The organism is Roseburia sp. AF25-13LB, from assembly GCF_003478915.1.
Classification (GTDB): Bacteria; Bacillota; Clostridia; order Lachnospirales; family Lachnospiraceae; genus Roseburia_C; species Roseburia_C amylophila.
On sequence record NZ_QUFO01000004.1, the window covers coordinates 77,536 to 95,256 of the forward strand.

The 17,721-nt window shown below is 39.7% G+C and carries 22 protein-coding genes and 1 pseudogene; 4 read left to right on the top strand and 19 right to left on the bottom strand.

All coding sequences use genetic code 11. The features are described from left to right. Nucleotides 1-92 precede the first annotated feature (92 nt). Nucleotides 93-815 carry a TRM11 family SAM-dependent methyltransferase gene (locus DWY37_RS07355; RefSeq protein WP_118542464.1) on the bottom strand — a complete coding sequence of 241 codons (723 nt, stop codon included), beginning with the start codon at nucleotides 813-815 and terminating at the stop codon, nucleotides 93-95. Between the two features lie 176 nt (nucleotides 816-991). On the opposite strand from DWY37_RS07355, the gene DWY37_RS07360 reads away from it, so the two are divergent. Both DWY37_RS07360 and DWY37_RS07365 read left to right on the top strand, forming a co-directional pair. Next, nucleotides 992-1,231, top strand: a complete 240-nt coding sequence (locus DWY37_RS07360; protein WP_118544477.1) for a helix-turn-helix domain-containing protein — start codon at nucleotides 992-994, stop codon at nucleotides 1,229-1,231. Continuing rightward, complete coding sequence (locus DWY37_RS07365) at nucleotides 1,231-1,842, top strand: hypothetical protein (protein ID WP_118544476.1); 612 nt, start codon at nucleotides 1,231-1,233, stop codon at nucleotides 1,840-1,842. Before DWY37_RS07360 ends, DWY37_RS07365 begins: the two co-directional genes overlap by 1 nt. A 126-nt stretch (nucleotides 1,843-1,968) precedes the next feature. Here the strand turns inward: DWY37_RS07365 and DWY37_RS07370 are convergent, their stop codons facing one another. The 7 genes and pseudogenes from DWY37_RS07370 to DWY37_RS07390 all read right to left on the bottom strand — a co-directional run bounded on the left by DWY37_RS07370 (nucleotide 1,969) and on the right by DWY37_RS07390 (nucleotide 6,200). Beyond that, nucleotides 1,969-2,178, bottom strand: coding sequence for a hypothetical protein (locus DWY37_RS07370; RefSeq protein WP_118542130.1), 210 nt, complete (start codon nucleotides 2,176-2,178; stop codon nucleotides 1,969-1,971). A gap of 106 nt (nucleotides 2,179-2,284) precedes the next feature. Next, complete coding sequence (locus tag DWY37_RS07375; protein ID WP_118544475.1) at nucleotides 2,285-3,139, bottom strand: helix-turn-helix domain-containing protein; 855 nt, start codon at nucleotides 3,137-3,139, stop codon at nucleotides 2,285-2,287. 255 nt (nucleotides 3,140-3,394) lie between these two features. Then, entirely contained in the window at nucleotides 3,395-4,081 is a 687-nt protein-coding gene (locus DWY37_RS16100; protein WP_243092096.1) for a hypothetical protein, read from the bottom strand. Continuing rightward, nucleotides 4,047-4,352: a plasmid recombination protein gene (locus tag DWY37_RS16105; RefSeq protein ID WP_243092097.1), complete on the bottom strand. Its 306-nt coding sequence runs from the start codon at nucleotides 4,350-4,352 to the stop codon at nucleotides 4,047-4,049. Before DWY37_RS16105 ends, DWY37_RS16100 begins: the two co-directional genes overlap by 35 nt. 54 nt (nucleotides 4,353-4,406) lie before the next feature. Next, the gene (locus tag DWY37_RS16110) at nucleotides 4,407-4,640 is read right to left on the bottom strand and encodes a hypothetical protein (RefSeq protein ID WP_243006681.1); all 234 of its coding nucleotides are present in this window, start codon (nucleotides 4,638-4,640) and stop codon (nucleotides 4,407-4,409) included. Between the two features lie 312 nt (nucleotides 4,641-4,952). Beyond that, nucleotides 4,953-5,949: pseudogene (locus tag DWY37_RS07385) on the bottom strand (AAA family ATPase). A 14-nt stretch (nucleotides 5,950-5,963) separates the two neighbouring features. After that, a complete protein-coding gene (locus tag DWY37_RS07390) occupies nucleotides 5,964-6,200 on the bottom strand; it encodes a hypothetical protein (RefSeq protein ID WP_117947747.1) in 237 nt (78 codons plus the stop codon). 147 nt (nucleotides 6,201-6,347) lie between these two features. Between DWY37_RS07390 and DWY37_RS07395 the strand changes: the two genes are divergently transcribed. Continuing rightward, nucleotides 6,348-6,779 carry a helix-turn-helix domain-containing protein gene (locus tag DWY37_RS07395; protein ID WP_117947748.1) on the top strand — a complete coding sequence of 144 codons (432 nt, stop codon included), beginning with the start codon at nucleotides 6,348-6,350 and terminating at the stop codon, nucleotides 6,777-6,779. Between the two features lie 57 nt (nucleotides 6,780-6,836). Then, nucleotides 6,837-7,892, top strand: coding sequence for a tyrosine-type recombinase/integrase (locus tag DWY37_RS07400; protein WP_118542136.1), 1,056 nt, complete (start codon nucleotides 6,837-6,839; stop codon nucleotides 7,890-7,892). 334 nt (nucleotides 7,893-8,226) lie between these two features. Here the strand turns inward: DWY37_RS07400 and rpsI are convergent, their stop codons facing one another. The 11 genes from rpsI to DWY37_RS07460 all read right to left on the bottom strand — a co-directional run bounded on the left by rpsI (nucleotide 8,227) and on the right by DWY37_RS07460 (nucleotide 17,587). After that, nucleotides 8,227-8,619: a 30S ribosomal protein S9 gene (gene rpsI / locus DWY37_RS07410; protein ID WP_022242745.1), complete on the bottom strand. Its 393-nt coding sequence runs from the start codon at nucleotides 8,617-8,619 to the stop codon at nucleotides 8,227-8,229. Between the two features lie 16 nt (nucleotides 8,620-8,635). Then, the gene (gene rplM, locus DWY37_RS07415; protein WP_022242744.1) at nucleotides 8,636-9,064 is read right to left on the bottom strand and encodes a 50S ribosomal protein L13; all 429 of its coding nucleotides are present in this window, start codon (nucleotides 9,062-9,064) and stop codon (nucleotides 8,636-8,638) included. Between the two features lie 234 nt (nucleotides 9,065-9,298). Next, nucleotides 9,299-10,036, bottom strand: coding sequence for a tRNA pseudouridine(38-40) synthase TruA (gene truA / locus DWY37_RS07420; RefSeq protein WP_118542140.1), 738 nt, complete (start codon nucleotides 10,034-10,036; stop codon nucleotides 9,299-9,301). Nucleotides 10,037-10,107: 71 nt separating this feature from the next. Then, nucleotides 10,108-10,962 carry an energy-coupling factor transporter transmembrane component T family protein gene (locus tag DWY37_RS07425; protein ID WP_117947109.1) on the bottom strand — a complete coding sequence of 285 codons (855 nt, stop codon included), beginning with the start codon at nucleotides 10,960-10,962 and terminating at the stop codon, nucleotides 10,108-10,110. Then, nucleotides 10,956-11,825, bottom strand: a complete 870-nt coding sequence (locus DWY37_RS07430) for an energy-coupling factor transporter ATPase (RefSeq protein ID WP_118172862.1) — start codon at nucleotides 11,823-11,825, stop codon at nucleotides 10,956-10,958. The genes DWY37_RS07425 and DWY37_RS07430 overlap by 7 nt, the downstream gene beginning before the upstream one ends. Then, the gene (locus DWY37_RS07435) at nucleotides 11,813-12,670 is read right to left on the bottom strand and encodes an energy-coupling factor transporter ATPase (protein ID WP_117841650.1); all 858 of its coding nucleotides are present in this window, start codon (nucleotides 12,668-12,670) and stop codon (nucleotides 11,813-11,815) included. Before DWY37_RS07435 ends, DWY37_RS07430 begins: the two co-directional genes overlap by 13 nt. Nucleotides 12,671-12,681: 11 nt before the next feature. Beyond that, nucleotides 12,682-13,179, bottom strand: a complete 498-nt coding sequence (locus tag DWY37_RS07440) for a tRNA (cytidine(34)-2'-O)-methyltransferase (protein ID WP_022242739.1) — start codon at nucleotides 13,177-13,179, stop codon at nucleotides 12,682-12,684. Continuing rightward, a complete protein-coding gene (locus DWY37_RS07445) occupies nucleotides 13,166-14,347 on the bottom strand; it encodes an aminotransferase class I/II-fold pyridoxal phosphate-dependent enzyme (protein ID WP_118087814.1) in 1,182 nt (393 codons plus the stop codon). The genes DWY37_RS07440 and DWY37_RS07445 overlap by 14 nt, the downstream gene beginning before the upstream one ends. After that, complete coding sequence (locus DWY37_RS07450; RefSeq protein WP_118087815.1) at nucleotides 14,344-14,826, bottom strand: Lrp/AsnC family transcriptional regulator; 483 nt, start codon at nucleotides 14,824-14,826, stop codon at nucleotides 14,344-14,346. Before DWY37_RS07450 ends, DWY37_RS07445 begins: the two co-directional genes overlap by 4 nt. Nucleotides 14,827-14,857: 31 nt before the next feature. Continuing rightward, nucleotides 14,858-15,844, bottom strand: a complete 987-nt coding sequence (locus tag DWY37_RS07455) for an AIR synthase family protein (RefSeq protein ID WP_118087816.1) — start codon at nucleotides 15,842-15,844, stop codon at nucleotides 14,858-14,860. Between the two features lie 117 nt (nucleotides 15,845-15,961). After that, nucleotides 15,962-17,587 (bottom strand): VanW family protein, encoded by a 1,626-nt coding sequence (locus DWY37_RS07460; RefSeq protein ID WP_118087817.1) that lies wholly within the window; start codon nucleotides 17,585-17,587, stop codon nucleotides 15,962-15,964. Nucleotides 17,588-17,721 lie beyond the last annotated feature (134 nt).

Genomic DNA, 17,721 nt, shown 5'->3' on the forward strand with positions numbered 1-17,721 from the left:
CTAAGTGACAACATCTCATAAATTTATTATACTTGCTAACATAGAAAATAACAATCAAAACTTTCACTCCATGTGAATCCCATATACTTCCATTACTTCTCAAAGACAAATATATACTCATGTGCAAGAAGCAAAAAGTTATTATTCTGTTTTTCCCAGTAACCAGTATATTTACAATTATGCTGCTCTTTTATAATTATTTCTTTGTTGGTAAATCCAGCACGCAAAAAACACTCCATCATACGAAATCCTAACGGAACAACTTTTCCACATTTTCTTATATCACCAATCATAACAGCACACATCTTTCCCTTTTTCAACACACGATATGCTTCATATGCCACTTTATCCATTGCATCTATGAATGGCTTTACTCCCAGCATGGAAATATCCCCTTCTATGTCTTCGCTGTACTTTACGATATCAGCATATGGTGGATGAGTGCAGATAAAATCTATATGAGCATCTTTGATAAAATGCAAATCTACTGCATTTCCCTCCCGTATATATATTTTTGAACTTGTATCACATTGGAATTGTAAATTTGTTTCTGAAATTGAAACTGACTGCGGATTAATATCTATACCTACCGCATTACGACCTAGTAGTTTTGCCTCAACCAGTGTGGTTCCACTACCCATGAATTGATCTAAAATCCAGTCACCTGATTTAGAATATCGAAGTATCAGATTTCTTGGTACATATGGTGACCAATTTCCCCGATACTTTCCTGAATGCGTTGCCCAACTTCCTCTGTCTGGAAACGACCAGATTGTTGTTGGTTCAAGCTTGAAATTATTTGGTTGTAAACTTATAAGTCATGCCCCCTTCTTCTCGATTTGAATACATCTTAATGCTTCTTGCATTAATGACATAACTAATTTTACCTCAGGTTAATTAAAAAAGCCATCTTTTTTCTTTCACAATAAGTGAATTTTTATCTCATTCATAGCATGAGATAATATTCACAAATAGTGAAAGAGGTGTAGCTATGCATTTTAATAATGATACTGACCTATATCGTACTATAGGTTCAAATATAAAACATTATAGACAACAAACTAATTTAACACAGATGCAGCTTGCAGAAAAAGCTCAAATCAGTATCAGTTATCTTTCTAAAATTGAAGCTTCTGGTTGTGATAAAAGTCTTTCCATATCTGTACTTAATCAGATTGCAAATGTACTTGGTGTTGAAATCAATGACTTTTTTAAGGAGGTAAACATATAATGAAATATGATGATATGCTAAATTTTGTTTTAAAACTACCATTTGATACTATGACAGAAGTATACAATAATGGTGAACAATCTATTTTAATTTTTCGTCCCAGTACTCTTCCCAATCGTTTCAAAGACTATGATGTAAATAAGAATTTTCAAATTTTTCTTAAAATAGGAAATGATAAGCCATTCCGACCTAATCATCTTCGACTGCTTATAGACCTAAAGTTACGTGCCAGAGAACTGCCTCAATGTAGAGAAGAGCTGCTAATTGCTTTTGATAAAATATTTTATGGTGTAGAACCATTAGAAGCTATTCAACCTCTCAATAACATTCATTTTACACAATACATTAATCCAATTGATATCACAGCAGTTCTTGCTCAACTATTCATAATTGAACAGAATATCGGATATGGTAATAAAAGCACTTTTAACCCACCAGCTCTCTATATTCATGGATGGATCCGAACCTTTATTGCTTCATACCAAGAAATTGATCAGATTGTATATCGAATTTGCAGAAACACCCCACCTGCTGTTAAATACACCTGCCAAGATAATAAAAACCATTCGAAATACAATTCTGATGCAAAATTATTATGGTACCTAGATTAACTCTGTAGCAAGCTGCCAACCCGTTATAACAGCTTGCTACATTATTACATTGATATTATATAATTTTCTTATGAGTATTCTTCCACCTCTCATATTTACTATTAAACATCATTATACAGCTAATGTTTATGCAACTTTTTCTATTCTTTTTGTATCAACATTACTTAATTGTTTCGTCTGTATATCACATTTAATTTTTGTTGCCATAACATATACAAGTCCGAAGCCAATAAGTGCTACCGCACATGGCCAACCCTCAAGAGTGATATTAACATTTGTATTTTTGAATAATTCCTTACCAGCTTCTTCCCCATTTTTAATAATATCTTCTTTCATAAAAATCTTCCTTTCTCTTTTGATAAGAAAAGAATAACTCTAATAAACAAAACATTCAACAATACCAAGTCCGCTTAACGCGGACATAAAATCATTGATTTAATAATCAGATATTGTTACTTGTTTCTAAAAAATCTAAAGAATATTTATTTCCTACTTGAGCAAATGCAATTAACATCTGAATTCCCACAGCTTGATTCATTTCATCTGAATATCCAGTATCAATTAATCCTACCACATATCTTAATGCCAGATAATAATCGCCAAGTTGTGACCACTTCTTTGTTGCTTTAAGCTCACCAATCAATTCAAATAGCAACTCATCATAATCGTATACAAATGCTTTCTTCTTTGATGATGACTTTTTTACATCTTTTTGATATTCATATTTAAATTCTTTCCAATCAGACTCTCCTTTGTTTATCCGTACTTGTAATTTTTTTATTTTATCTAAATCGGTATATTGCTGCGTCCAAAGAAAAAATATGCACCAAATCATATTACCAACAGCCTCTATAATATCATCTCCAATTGCGATGATAAAGCAATCAATAATTTCTGAAATAATCACTCCCTGTACTTCTATTCCATTACGAAATGAACTAATCATATTTCTTATTTCTGTAACACCTTTCAAAAATGATTTGTTTCTACATGCCTCATCTGTCTCAATAACTGGTAAAATATGTAGCAATGTATCCATTATCTCGTCCATTTTTATTATTTTATCAGAACTAATTTTTTCAAGTTCATATAATTTATTATGAACTAATTCATCAACCATTTTACCATAATAATGTGCAATTTTTTCTATAGTTGCAATATCTGGCATACGTCTTCCACTCTCATATCCCTGGATAGTCTTTTTTGATGCACGAATAACATTTCCTAATTCCTCTAATGTTTCTCCATTCATTGTTCTCAAATATTTAATGTTTTTCCCGAGAATATTTTCATCCATCTAGTCTATTACCTTTCACTTTACACCATTAACTACCAAATAATTATACCTTATATCGACAGAATCGTATATCCATTTAATATCATATTTCTGTAATACAGAAGCCGGATGCGTCAAAACCTTGGTGGTTACTTACGAATCCGACCTTTTATTAATCACTTTATTCAACGCTATTTATTATACACCTCCCACAACCTCTTCTGCTCCGCTCCAATCCTTAATATCTCCTGCAAATCTCTTGCCATAGCTTCAACATTAGCATCCAACTGTTCCTGTCCTGTTACCTGCCTTAATCTCCCACTGAATTGACTCTTTGCTGTAATATTCCCTAGTCTCCACATTCATATATCCATACACCGAATATGAATATCCATTGCTTTTCTCTATGAATATCGGAGCCACTTCGCCCTTAGATGTTTTCCATCGCATAAGTCTCGGAAACCAGCATAATCCTTCTTTTATCAGTTCCTTAAATGTCTCCAGCAGCTTTCCTATCTCATACAATATTCCTCTGAATGAGTTTCCTGCTTCTATAATCTTATCTCCTTCAACATGATTAGCATATTCTTCTATTGTCGGTGCAAATAATCTGAATGATGATACAAAAGCATTGATCTTATCAAGCAATTCTACTGCTTCATTTGCTTTGTTTGTCACGCTTGCCAGCTCTTGCTTTACCGATTGAAGTTCTGAACGCTTTTCATTAAGTTCCTTAGTCTGTCTACGCTCCAATTCCTTATAGGCAATTTGTGAAGCAAACAACTTAATATCCGCATCACTCACCTGTTCCTGTATCTGTTCCAAATGCTCTGTTTCCTGTGCTACTTTATATTCCGCAACTGTCAGATCATGATTACGTCCTTTCAACTTTTCCTTTATTTGTTCCACAAACCAATCATTGACCTCTTTATTGGCTACCTCCCTTAGCTCGTCCTGCAGCACTCGCGAAAGCACTTCTCTTGTAAACACTTTTCTCTTTGATACCTGCTCTAAGTCCCTTTTTATATCCATCTGCTACTGGAACTCCCACTATATGCATATGAGGACTATCCTCGTCAAGATGAACTACTGCATTTGCCACAACAAATTGTGGAAGTCTCTTTATTAGCTCACCCAATATTATCTCATACGATAGCTTTATATATGATTTCGTATCATCATATTCTTTCCAGAACTCCCTGTCGCCTATCTGAATGATTATCTCTACCGCCATATCCTGCTCCTTACCAGCGACATGTTCAAAATAATCTTCTATCCGTCGGTCAGGTCATGTCTGCTTTTTATTATATTCTTCTAATACCTCATCGAATTCTTTGTGATATACTGTCTTTACATCATCAATCAGATTTGATGTTCCATAGACAATAACAATGTTGTCTTTGCTGTAATCTGATGACTTATATTTTCTCAGATTGTGTTTTGCAACAGCAGTTAACTTAGATTTCGATGTAATGGCACTTTTCTTATTGCTCACATGAGCTGTATATGAAATATTTCCCATTCGCATCTCCTTATCTGTATTCTATTCTTATCTGTGTTTCTATCGGAGCAGTGCAGTTATCATCTTGGCTCTGCCATAGATGATAACTCCCTAGCAGTTCTGTCAGTCCAAATCCACAATCGTCATTGTGAATATTGTTCTGTCATAACTGCGGGGGCTCTCCGAGGGTTACATATACACCAGTCCGATACAACTGATACATATGTGTTACATATCAAGAATTTAATAATCTGTCCTTTTAAGAAGTACAGACTCTAAACTCTTATAAAAATTTAGAATCTGTTTCCTCAAACATTCAGATTATTAAATTCTTTATTGTGGTAAGAGCCAAGTCCAATAACTTGTTCCATCCTCCGCTTTAGCTTTACCCGAAGTAATTCCCAGTTTTTTCTTTGCTGATAACAGAGTGTTCCTCTTTATTCCTCTTCTTACTGCCTCTTGCAAAATATCATTCGATATGATTTCTTTGCTTGAGCCGAAGTACTCTTTGATAAAATTCTCTGCTATATCCAGCTTCTTTTCACCTCTCCCTTCATTACCCGACAGAAGCTCATCTATACTGATATCATAAGGTCCTATGCATACCATTCCACTATCCTCTGTCATCTCGAATCCTATAGCATCTCCTGTTGGTGCAAGTGATGATTTATCATGTGCCATTATTCTTATATTAGGCTTGTCCCGAAGTCTTGCTACCAACAACACGCTCCTTGCTGTTGCCTGAATATCAATCGAGCCTAAACCTCTGTAGGTTGACTTACTTCCAGCCGCCTTATTCATATGACCGATAAGAACTATTGCACAGTTATATTTTTCAGCAATCATTCCCAAATGCTTTAACACTGGTCTTATTTCATTTGCCCTGTACATATCAACCTTTGCCCCTATATACGCCTGTATCGGATCAAGAATAACCATTCTCGCTCCAGTCTCAACAATCGCCTGCTCCAGCCTGTCATCTGTCATACTTAATTCTTTTTCAGTTTCATCAATCACTCGTATCATGGAACAATCCGCACCCGCCTTTTCAAGTCTTGGCTTTATCGTATCATCAATTCTATCCTCTGCTGTCTGATAAATAATATGAATTGGTTCTCGTTCCCTGTCATCATTACAGGAAAGTGGCAAGCCCCTGCTAAGGGCTGCCGCTAACTTTAATACCAGAGTTGTTTTTCCTTCTCCCGGATCTCCTTCTACTATTGGTTATCTTTCCATAGGGTATATATGGATACCAAAGCCATTCAACTTCTTTTGAAATCGCATCTTCCATGTGAATGAGTTTCAATTCTACCTTCTGTTGTTCATTCATAATCTTCCTCCTTGTCATACTGCTTCTTTGTTAAAATATCCTGTTTCTTCCCACACTCGTTTATCCGGACAATAATAGCTATATTCATTTGAATTTTCCACTTTTATCGCTGATCCGAATTTGAGTATTCCTTGTTGTAATCCCAGCCTTACATACTGTGCATCCTTACCTATCGCACTTGCAATCTCCTTTATTGGTACATTTCTTCCTGTAAAAGCTGGCAAATCAACCTTATAAATAACATCTGGCATATTTACCACCTCCTCTGTTGTAGAGCACTTCTTGCTCTGTTATGTTTGCATTATGCAGACCTTTATTTGCTCTGTCAATAGTTTAAATTTTAATGTTGGCTATCATTTATTAGTATGTTACATTTACAACTACAGGAGGTTGAAGCAATGAATACAGGTAAAAAGATTAAATTGATACGAACCTTTCGTGGTTTAACCCAAAAGGAATTAGGTGAAGCATGCGGAATACACGAAGTTGCAATCCGCAAGTATGAATTAGGAAAAAATATTCCTAAACCGGAACAATTAAGAAAGATTGCAGAAGCACTTAATGTAAATGTCAATTCATTAGCAGAATTTGATATTGAAGCTGATGGTGATGTACTACCATTACTATTTGCAATTGATGAAAAGTTTGATGTGTCTCTCAAAGACATTGATGGCGAGCCGGGAATATTTTTCTCTGATAAGAATCTTGTACAGTTCTTAAAGGACTGGCAGGCTATGAAAGAACTTCTTGCATCTGGCAGCCAGACACAGGACAACTATGAGATATGGAAAACAATTCGCCCAAGTGTGACAAAGGTAACCCACGAATAATAATCATTTTATCCGTTTGCTATCAGCTTTCTAGTAAATAGCGAAAGGATGGTGCTTATGAAGTTACCCAACGGATACGGAAGCGTTGTAAAACTTTCCGGCAAGAGAAGAAAACCTTATATCGTGCGAAAGACTGTAGGCTGGCACTATGATAAGGGAAAAGACAAACAGGTTCAGGATATGATTACAATTGGATATGCAGCTACCAGAGCTGAAGGCTTGCAAATGCTTGCTGAATATAACAACAATCCATTTGATACTACTGCCGCCAAGATGACATTTTCAAATGTATATGATGAATGGTCGAAGCGTAAGTTTCCAACAATTTCTGAATCTAATGTAAAAGGATATACTGCATCGTATAAGACATGTGAATCCCTTTACAACAAAGTATTTAAGGATATCAAACTTGTTGATTTACAGACAGTTATTGATACCTGTGGAAAGAATTATCCCACACTAAAGAAAATCAAAGTCTTATTTAATCAGCTATATGATTACGCCTTAAAGAATGATATATGCAACAAAGATTATTCAAGCTATGTAGATGTTGTTCAGTACAAGGATCGCAATCCTAACAAATACGACAGAAACAAATTTGAGAAAAATGAGATTGACCTTCTATGGGTGCAGAAAGAAGACAAATATTATCAGATAGTACTGATGCTCATATATAGTGGCGTCAGAATTTCAGAACTGCTCGATCTAAAGAAAGAAAATGTTCATCTGGATGAACAGTATTTTGATGTTATCTGTAGTAAAACAGAGAATGGTATCAGAAAAGTTCCAATCGCCGACAAAATTCTGCCATACTACAAAGCCTGGTATGAATCCTGCCCCGAATGTGAATATCTGCTTCATACAGAAGACGGAAAACATTTTGAATACAGGAACTACTATGATAGCTATTTCAAACCACTTATGGAACAACTTAATATTAATCGTACACCACACTGCTGCAGACATACATGTATATCTATGTTGGCAGAAGCCGGTATTAATCAGACGATTATCAAGAAAATTGTGGGACACTCTGGTACTATGACACTCACAGAGAAAGTGTATACCCACTTTGATATAAAGGAGCTTGTAGATGCGATTAATGAAATTTAGGAAACAATCAGTGCCATTCGCAAATCACTTCGTGATTTTGCTCATGTCGCGCTGGCGCGCTATATTTGCCGTCGCATATGTGTCTGTGAGTGCAAGCACTCCCATCCAATATTCACCAGCAAATGCACCGCTTGTAGAAACGCGCAAAAAGGACATTCCCCAGTATCTCTACTGAAAAATGTCCTATACATATCAATATCTTTGTTGTATACCTGCTGCATATGTGTTGCATTCGATGTAAATTCCAACACATCTGACGGCATTCCACAACTTCTGTAACCCTTGAAAAATGGGCTTTTCTTGATATCTTCGTTCTTGAAAGATTATCTCTTTGTTAACGTTTGCTGAACTGTGGTGCACGACGTGCAGCTTTGAGACCGTATTTCTTTCTTTCTTTCATACGTGGGTCTCTTGTTAAGAATCCGTTAGATTTCAGAACTGGTCTGTAATCTGCATCAACGGTAAGTAATGCTCTTGCAATACCATGACGGATTGCTCCAGCCTGTCCTGTATATCCGCCACCTTTTACGTTTACCAATACGTCGAACTTGTCGGCTGTCTCAGTAACTGTTAATGGCTGACGAACGATAACTTTTAAAGTCTCTAATCCGAAATATTCATCGATATCTCTTTTATTTACTGTAATCTTACCTGTTCCTGGTACTAAATATACTCTGGCAACAGAGGATTTTCTTCTTCCTGTTCCGTAATACTTTGTATTAGCCAATGTTTTTTACCTCCTATTAAAATGTTAAAGCTTCTGGTTTCTGAGCTTCATGCTTGTGGTCTGGTCCTGCGTATACAAATAATTTAGTATACATTTCTCTTCCTAAAGGTCCCTTTGGAAGCATTCCCTTAACAGCGAACTCAATAACTCTTTCTGGATGCTTTGCTAACATTTCCTTTAATGTAGTCTCTTTCATACCGCCTACATAATCGGAATGATGGTAATAAATCTTCTGGTCTAATTTCTTACCAGTTACTTTAATCTTCTCTGCATTTACAACGATTACATAATCACCTGTATCGATGTGTGGTGTAAATGTTGGTTTATTCTTTCCTCTTAATACTTTAGCAACTTCTGATGCTAAACGTCCTAATGTCTTTCCATCAGCGTCTACTACATACCATTTTCTCTCAATGGTTGCTGGACTAGCCATAAAAGTTTTCATTGGTTTACCTCCTTGAAATTATAAGGAACATATACATTCCGCGTAATGTCCGGACGCAGTCTGCTTTGCGTTCCACACTCTTGTTTCTATAGTTGAAATGTCGCTCCGGGGCTTTGGATTGACATTCTTATACTATGTCAGACTTAGATATTATAGTACACGACCCCTCGTGTGTCAAGTGAATTCTATACAAATATTTTCCACAACATTCGCCATATACCATATATCTTATTATCATAAATATTCGATTCCAATCATCGTTAATCCCTGTGCCGGTGCCGTTGGTCCTGCAGCACTTCTTTCCTTCGCCGCAAGAATTGTTTTTATCTCTTCCGGCTCTATCATTCCCATGCCTGCCTGAAGCAGGGTTCCTGCAATAATCCGGACCATATTATAAAGAAATCCATTTCCGGTAACACGGATTGTAATGATATCCTCCTGCCTGCTTACCGTCAGCTCATAAATAGTCCGGACGGTTGTCTCCACGACTGCTGCAGTTGCGCAAAAGCTTTTAAAATCATGCTCTCCTACCAGATAAGCGGCCGACTGCTGCATCTTCTCTAAATCCAGCCTGCGGTAACAGAAATACGTATTGTTCCGATACATCGGAAGTGGAAATTCCCGGTTCAATATCCGGTATTCATAAGTTTTGCGGCTGTCACAGTGTCTCGGATGAAAATCAGCTGGTACTTCCTCTGATTTCTGCGCTACAATGTCTTCTGGAAGCCGCTGATTCAGGGCATAAGAAATCTTTTCTGCCGGAATGCGGCTTTTTGTATCAAATACTGCAACATTCCCCATAGAATGTACACCTGCATCCGTCCGGGATGCTCCGGTCACAACAATCTTTTCCCCTAAGAGACTGCTTAAAGTGCGGTTTAGCACGCCTTCTATTGTCTCTCCGTTGGGCTGCACCTGCCAGCCGTGATAATTCGTACCGTCATAGGCTACAATTAGCTTCACCCGTTTCAGTCGGTTTGGGGCAGATGGAGTTTTCTGCTCTTCTACCTCTTCTATGTTCACAACCGGATTTATCTCTATACTCATAATGGGAATGCTCCCGGAAGTATACCGGCTGCCATACCAGACAATACGTTAATCCAGAGGATGCGAAGTCCGATGACTGCCGCAAGATAGACCAGTAAAGTCAGATAAGCCATGCGGTCACGTTTCTGGTAATGAAGCGGTTTCATCTTGGTTCTACCTTCCCCACCACGATAACAGCGGGCTTCCATTGCCATCGCAAGGTCATTGGCACGGCGGAATGCAGATACAAATAACGGCACCAGAAGCGGCACCATATTCTTCGCTTTCTGAATCAGATTTCCATGTTCAAAATCTGCTCCTCTTGCCATCTGCGCCTTCATAATCTTATCTGTCTCTTCGATTAAGATAGGGATAAAACGTAATGCAATAGACATCATCATTGCAATTTCATGTACCGGGACTTTAATATATTTTAATGGAGATAACGCTTTTTCCAGACCATCTGTCAACTCATTTGGTGTTGTGGTAAGTGTCATCAGCGAGGTTCCGATAATTAAGAAAATCAGACGAACCATCATGACAACAGCATTTTTCAATCCCTCATAAGTAATGGTAAAAATCCAGAAGGAAACCAGCTTTGTTCCCGGTGTCAAAAACAAATTAAATACCGCTGCAAATAACATAATCAGTACAATGGTTTTCAATCCTTTAACCATATAGGAAAATGGCACCTTTGACAGCTTGATTAATACTACCAGAAAGATTGCTGCCAGTATAAATGCCGGTAGTCCCTTAAATACAAACAGGGAAATAATATAAATCAGCGTTCCAAATAATTTTACCCTCGGATCCAGCTTGTGAATGACTGAATCTGCCGGATAATATTGTCCTAATGTAATATCTCTTAACATACTGTTCCATCCTGTCTCTTTGTTATCACACGCAGGATTTCATCCCGTGCCTCATCTACTGTAGTTGCATCTGTACTCACCGGAAAGCCTTCCTCTTTTAACTCATGCATCAGATAAGTTACCTGAGGTGCAGCAAGTCCGATTGCTTCTAATTCTTTATAATGACGGAATACTTCCTTCGGGACATCATCGAACATAACCTGTCCCTGATTCATTACGATAATCCTGCTTACATATTTTGCTACATCTTCCATGCTATGGGAAACAAGGATAATCGTTATCTTTCGTTCCTTATGCATTGCTGCAAGCAAATCTAAGATTTCATCACGACCCTTCGGGTCAAGTCCCGCTGTCGGTTCATCTAAAATCAGCACCTCCGGCCGCATGGCAAGCACCCCTGCGATTGCCACCCGGCGTTTCTGTCCACCGGATAAATCAAATGGTGACTGATAATATAATTCTTCCGGAAGTCCTACGCTCCGTAATGCTTCAAATGCCCGAAGTCCTGCCTCTTCCTTGGTCAGTCCCTGGTTCTTTGGTCCAAAGGATACATCATCAAAAATAGTAGTTTCAAAAAGCTGATGCTCCGGATACTGAAAGACAAGTCCCACTTTACTACGCAGGGCTTTCATATCAAAGTCCTCTTCGTAAATATCCTGTCCATTATAATAAATGCCGCCGCTGGTAGCTTTTACCAGTCCGTTCAAGTGTTGAATCAGGGTGGATTTACCGGAACCGGTATGTCCGATGATACCGATAAATTCTCCATCTTCTATTTTCAGATTAACATCCTTTAAGGCATGTATCTCATAGGCAGTGCCTGAGCTGTAAACATAATTTAATTCATTTATTAGGATTGACATAGCTTTTTCAACGCCTCCGTCAGTTCTTCTCTGGTCAGGATTCCATCCGGTATATCCAGTCCCGCTTTCTTAAGTTCATATGCCAAAAGCGTAATCTGCGGTACATCCAGACGATATTCCTTCAACCGTTCCACCTGGGAAAAGATGCTGCGCGGTGTTCCCTGCATCACAACTTTTCCTGCATCCATAACATAAACATGGTCAGCATCAACTACTTCTTCCATATAATGTGTAATCAGAATGATGGTAACACCTTTTTTCCGGTTCAGTTCATGGACAGCCTCTAATACTTCTTTTCTTCCAACCGGGTCTAACATAGCTGTCGGCTCGTCCAGAACAATACACTCCGGCTGCATTGCCATAACTCCGGCAATTGCCACACGCTGCTTCTGTCCGCCGGATAATTTATTTGGGGAATGCTCTCTGTATTTTAACATGCCAACCGCTTTTAAACTTTCTTCCACGCGCTGCCAGATTTCATCTGTCGGCACACCTATATTTTCCGGGCCAAATCCGACATCCTCTTCAACCACGCTTGCAATAATCTGGTTGTCCGGATTCTGGAATACCATTCCGGCACGCTGTCTGATATCCCAGATGTTCTTCTCTTCTGTGGTATCAAATCCATCTACCCAGAGACTTCCTTCGGTCGGCTCCAGAATTGCATTGATATGTTTGGCAAGTGTTGATTTTCCGGAGCCATTATGTCCCAGCACTGCAATAAAATCGCCTTTTTTCACATCCAGGCTTACTTTATCAAGTGCAGTCTGGATAGACTCCACATTGCCTTCTTCATCACGTCTTATATATTCATGTACCAAATCTTTTGCTTTGATGATGCCCATAATTTACCTTTCTACCAATGTAATCTGTGCAGTTCACCCGCCAGCCGCATATGGTCAAAATTGTTCTGGCGCAGTGCTTCATATAATACGATTGCTGCTGAATTGGATAAGTTTAAGGAACGGGTATCTCCGATCATAGGAATCCGGATACACTCATCCGGATGCTGTATCAGAATTTCTTCCGGAATACCCGCACTTTCCTTTCCAAACATAATATAACAGTCCGGCTCATAATTTACTTCTGTATAAACATGGCGCCCCTTGGTGGTTGCCATATAAATCTTTGCACCCGGATTCTTCTCTAAGAAATCCTCATAATTGACATATCTTGTCACATCCAGCTGGTCCCAGTAATCCATTCCTGCCCGCTTGATTGCTTTCTCTGTCAGATGGAAGCCCAGCGGCTCAATCAGATGCAGTCTGGTTCCGGTTGCTACACAGGTTCTTCCGATATTTCCGGTATTATAAGGAATCTCCGGCTCATAAAGTACGATATTAAGCTTCGCCATTGTTCCCGCCTCGCAATCCTGTTATGTAACGCTCCATACGGTCTAATGCCTCTTTCAGATTATCCAGGGAATAAGCATAGGAAATACGGATAAATCCTTCTCCGCAGTCACCAAATGCAGTTCCCGGAACAACCGCTACCTTCTCTGTCTTTAAGAGATTGGTGGCAAATTCTTCAGAAGTCATTCCAAATTCTTTGATACATGGAAAACAGTAAAAGGCTCCATATGGTTCAAAACACTCCAAGCCCATTTCTTCAAAACGGTGCATCAGATATCTTCTTCTGCCATTATATTCTTCCCGCATTCTCTGGACATCTTCATCCCCTGCCCGAAGTGCATCCACTGCTGCATACTGTGAGGTAGTCGGTGCACACATAATTGCATACTGATGAATCTTTAACATCTGGTCTAAGATGATTCTCGGTCCACAGGCATAGCCCAAACGCCATCCGGTCATCGCATGGGATTTGGAAAATCCATTGATAACAATGGTACGCTCCTTCATGTCAGGAAGGGATGCGATAGAAATATGTTTCTCGGTATAAGTCAGTGCAGAATAAATCTCGTCACTGATGACAAAGAGGTCATGCTTCTTTACTACCTCTGCCACTGCTTCTAAATCCTTTTTCTCCATGATTGCTCCGGTCGGATTATTCGGGAAAGGCATAACAAGAAGCTTGGTTTTTGGTGTAATTGCCGCTTCTAATTCTTCTGCAGTCAGACGGAAATCGTTTTCTGCCTTAAGATTAATCGGCACCGGCACACCATTGGCAAGCACGGCACATGGCAGATATGATACATAACTTGGCATCGGGATTAACACTTCATCGCCCGGGTCAAGCATGGCACGCATGGCAATATCAATTGCCTCGCTTCCGCCCACGGTTACTACGATTTCATGCTGATAATCATACTGCAAGTCATAATTACGGAATAAGTATTTTGCAATTTCTATTTTTAATTCTTTTAATCCGGCATTGGAAGTATAGAAGGTACGTCCCTTCTCTAAGGAATAAATTCCCTCATCCCGGATATGCCATGGAGTATCAAAATCCGGCTCGCCTACTCCTAAGGAAATAGCATCTTCCATCTCATTTACAATATCAAAAAATTTCCGGATTCCAGATGGCTGTATCGTTACGATTGTTTTTGATAATGGATTTCTCATGGTATCATCTGTATCCTTTCATCTTTTGATTTTGCTGCCATAATGGTTCCGTGGTCTTTGTATTTTTTCAAAATAAAGTTGGTCTGTGTACTTAATACGGAGTCTAATGCAGAAAGTTTCTCAGATACGAACTGGGATACTTCACGCAGGCTCTTTCCCTCGATGGTCACCAAAAGGTCAAAGCTTCCTGAAATCAGATATACAGAATTTACTTCCGGATAATTATAAATACGCTCTGCTACTTTATCAAATCCCATACCACGCTGCGGAGTAACCCGTACTTCAATTAATGCGGATACTTTTTCTACGCCGGCTTTATCCCAGTTAATCAAGGTATGATAGCCACAGATGATATTTTCTTTCTCCATTGCTTCTAATTCATTCATAACGACTGCTTCTTCTACGCCCAATACAACAGCCAGCTCTTTTAAATCAATTCTGCTGTTCTTCTCTATAAAGGTTAAAATCTTCTCTCTCATGCTTCAATTCCTCCAATTGATTTCTGATTTACTACTGAATTACTTTATATAATTCATCCGTCTTCGGTGGTTCTAAAAATCTGCGTTCGTCCTCATTCATAAGCACGCGGTCATTTCCCGCAGTTGCTTTTCCGATTACCGTTGCTTCAATACCATTTTCCTTTAATCTTCTGATCAGCTCATTTCCATCAGCTGCTGCCATCAGCATACAGCCGCTGGAGATCAGTTCATAGGGATTGATATGGAAAAACTCACAGACTTCTACTGTCTCCTGCCGAAGCGGAATCTTCTTTAAGTCGATTTCCAGTCCGACGCCGGATGCTTCTGCCATCTCCCAGAGTGCTCCAAATATTCCGCCCTCTGTTACATCATGCATTGCTCCCACGCCAGACTTCACGGCGGTGGCGGCCTCCGGCATTACAGATAAATACCGGTCAAGTGCCTGTGCCTGTTCTACAAAATGCCTGGAAAAATGAGTACAGAGTTCTTCTTCCTTTTCATGGGCAATAATAGCTGTTCCCTCCAGGCCAATCCATTTCGTTGCAATAATATCCATGCCCGGTCTGGCTCCTCCGGTAGAAATGAGTCCGTTCTTCTTTACCTTCCCTACACCGCATACAGTAACCAGTGGCTGATTTACCACCCTGGTAATCTCGGTATGTCCGCCCATAATCTGAACGGACACCGCCGCGGCAGCCTCTTCCAACTCCTGCATCAGTTGTTTCAAAAGGCTTTCTTCCGTGTACTCCGGCAGCAATATGGTTAACATAACTCCAATTGGTTCTGCTCCGGCACTTGCCAGGTCATTAGTAGTAATGAGAATTGCCAGCTTTCCGATTTCATGGATTGTTCCTGTAATCGGATCCGTAGACATTACAAACATCTCATCCGGGGCAAGGGTAAGGGCAGCACAGTCTTCTCCCACGCCTGCACCTAACACAACTTCCTTTCTCTTCGTATGCAATTGTCTGATTACGGAGCGTTTTAATACGCTTTCCGGCACTTTTCCTATCTTCATAGATTCTTCTTCCCATTTTTACAGCATAAGGCTGTCTCATAGCCGAGGCAGCCTTTCTTGCTTCTTATTTACGCGGATGGCGATAAAAATCGCATGCCTGCATCATCTTTCACCGTTTTACTGGGTGGTTGCAGCTCCATCTCCGGTTCCTGTATCCGGTGTCGTCGGTGTTGTTGGTGTTGTTGGTGTAGTCGGTGTCGTCGGTGTTGTTGGTGCGGCAGGTGCATCAGCCGGTGGCTCTACTCCACCGGAAGCCGCCTGTTGCTGCTGCTGCGCTGCAGCTTCTGCCGCTCTTGCTGCTACCGCATCTGAGCACCAGGTTGCTGCTGCAGAACGGATAACTGCTTCATCCTGCGTTGCAATCGCTGCATTCATTGCTCCAATTGCCTCTTCATTATCAGAGCCCATACCAACAGAAATAATTCTAGGTGTTGCTTTATATTTACTGGTATTAAATACCTCTCTGCTTTCTTCTACGCCATCTACGGTAACAATCTTCCAGAGTTTTGCCGATTTACCGATGTGTGCTTTCTGAACGGTTACAGTTCCAATCGGGTCTTCAGTAGTCTGCACCTGAATAGTCGGCTCTTCTTCACTGACCGTTTCACTGACAAAGTTTACCTGACGGTCAGCCGGTCTTGTCTCCTGACCAAATACGTTGAAATATACAATACCGCCGCTGCAGTATCCTTCAATATAAATCGGAGCCTCCTGATTATTCTTAAATTTCAAATCCTTTAAATTGCTGGCAATCGCTGCATCCATAGATGGCTGTACATATGTTACCAGCATGGAATGTGCATAACGCTCAGTAATATCCAGTTCTGCACGGATAACCGCATTATAAAGCGTTGTGGAAACCTGACATACACCACCACCATAAGATTCTACGGTTGTACCATTCTCGTATGCACCTGCCAGTTCATATCCACCGGAAGCGTCCAGTGGTGCAATAGCTTCATACACAGAAAATTCCTCTCCCGGGTAAAGTACGGTTCCATCAATTTTACTTACCGCATTTTTTACATTTGCCACACGACCGGCAGAAGAATCACTGAAGTCGGTAGAGAAAGAGCCCAGTAAATCCTTTACCTTGGAAAGTTCTTCTGCAGTTCCTTCCGGCTCTACCACATTTGCTACCAGACTGATGGCTGCATCTCCGCCCTTCCATTCTTCGGTAAAATATTTCTGTAAACTTTCTACAGAAGCATCCTCATCTACTTCGATACCTTCCTGGCCATCGATGATTTTAAATTCACCATCCTCACGTGTAAGGCCATTGTTGACCGCTTCCTGGTTCAGCTCTTTGGCGTGATTTTCCAGAAAACTTTTTGTGGTGTCTGTATCTACGGTATATATAATATCAAATACTTTATTTTCCTTTTCCAGATCTTTCTTCGCTTTGTAACGCTCCAGAAGATTTCCCGTACGGGTATAATTCATTGCTTCTTTTACGATATCCTTATTGCTCCAGCTCAATCCCAGATCAGAAGGGCTTGCCTTTACACTGTTTTCTGCGGCGGACAGTTCAAAGGTCGCATCCTCATAAGCAGATACTGCTGCTTCTACAGCTGCCTCTGCATCTGATTCACTCATTCCGCCTACAGACACATCCCCGATATATACGTTCTGTGGAATCACTTCTGCATTTTCATCCGCTTTCACAATTGCGGTTGCTGATACACCCGCTGTTACTGCGAGTACCAGTCCCAGAATCGGAAGCACTAATTTTATTTTTTTCATATTCTTCCTCTCAATCTCTTAAACCCTCAAGACATTTTAAAGCTTTTTATTCAGCAGATTACACTGTGATAGTTTTGCTAACACTCATTTTATCATATAACTTTGCATTTTCAAGCGTCATAACTACTAATATA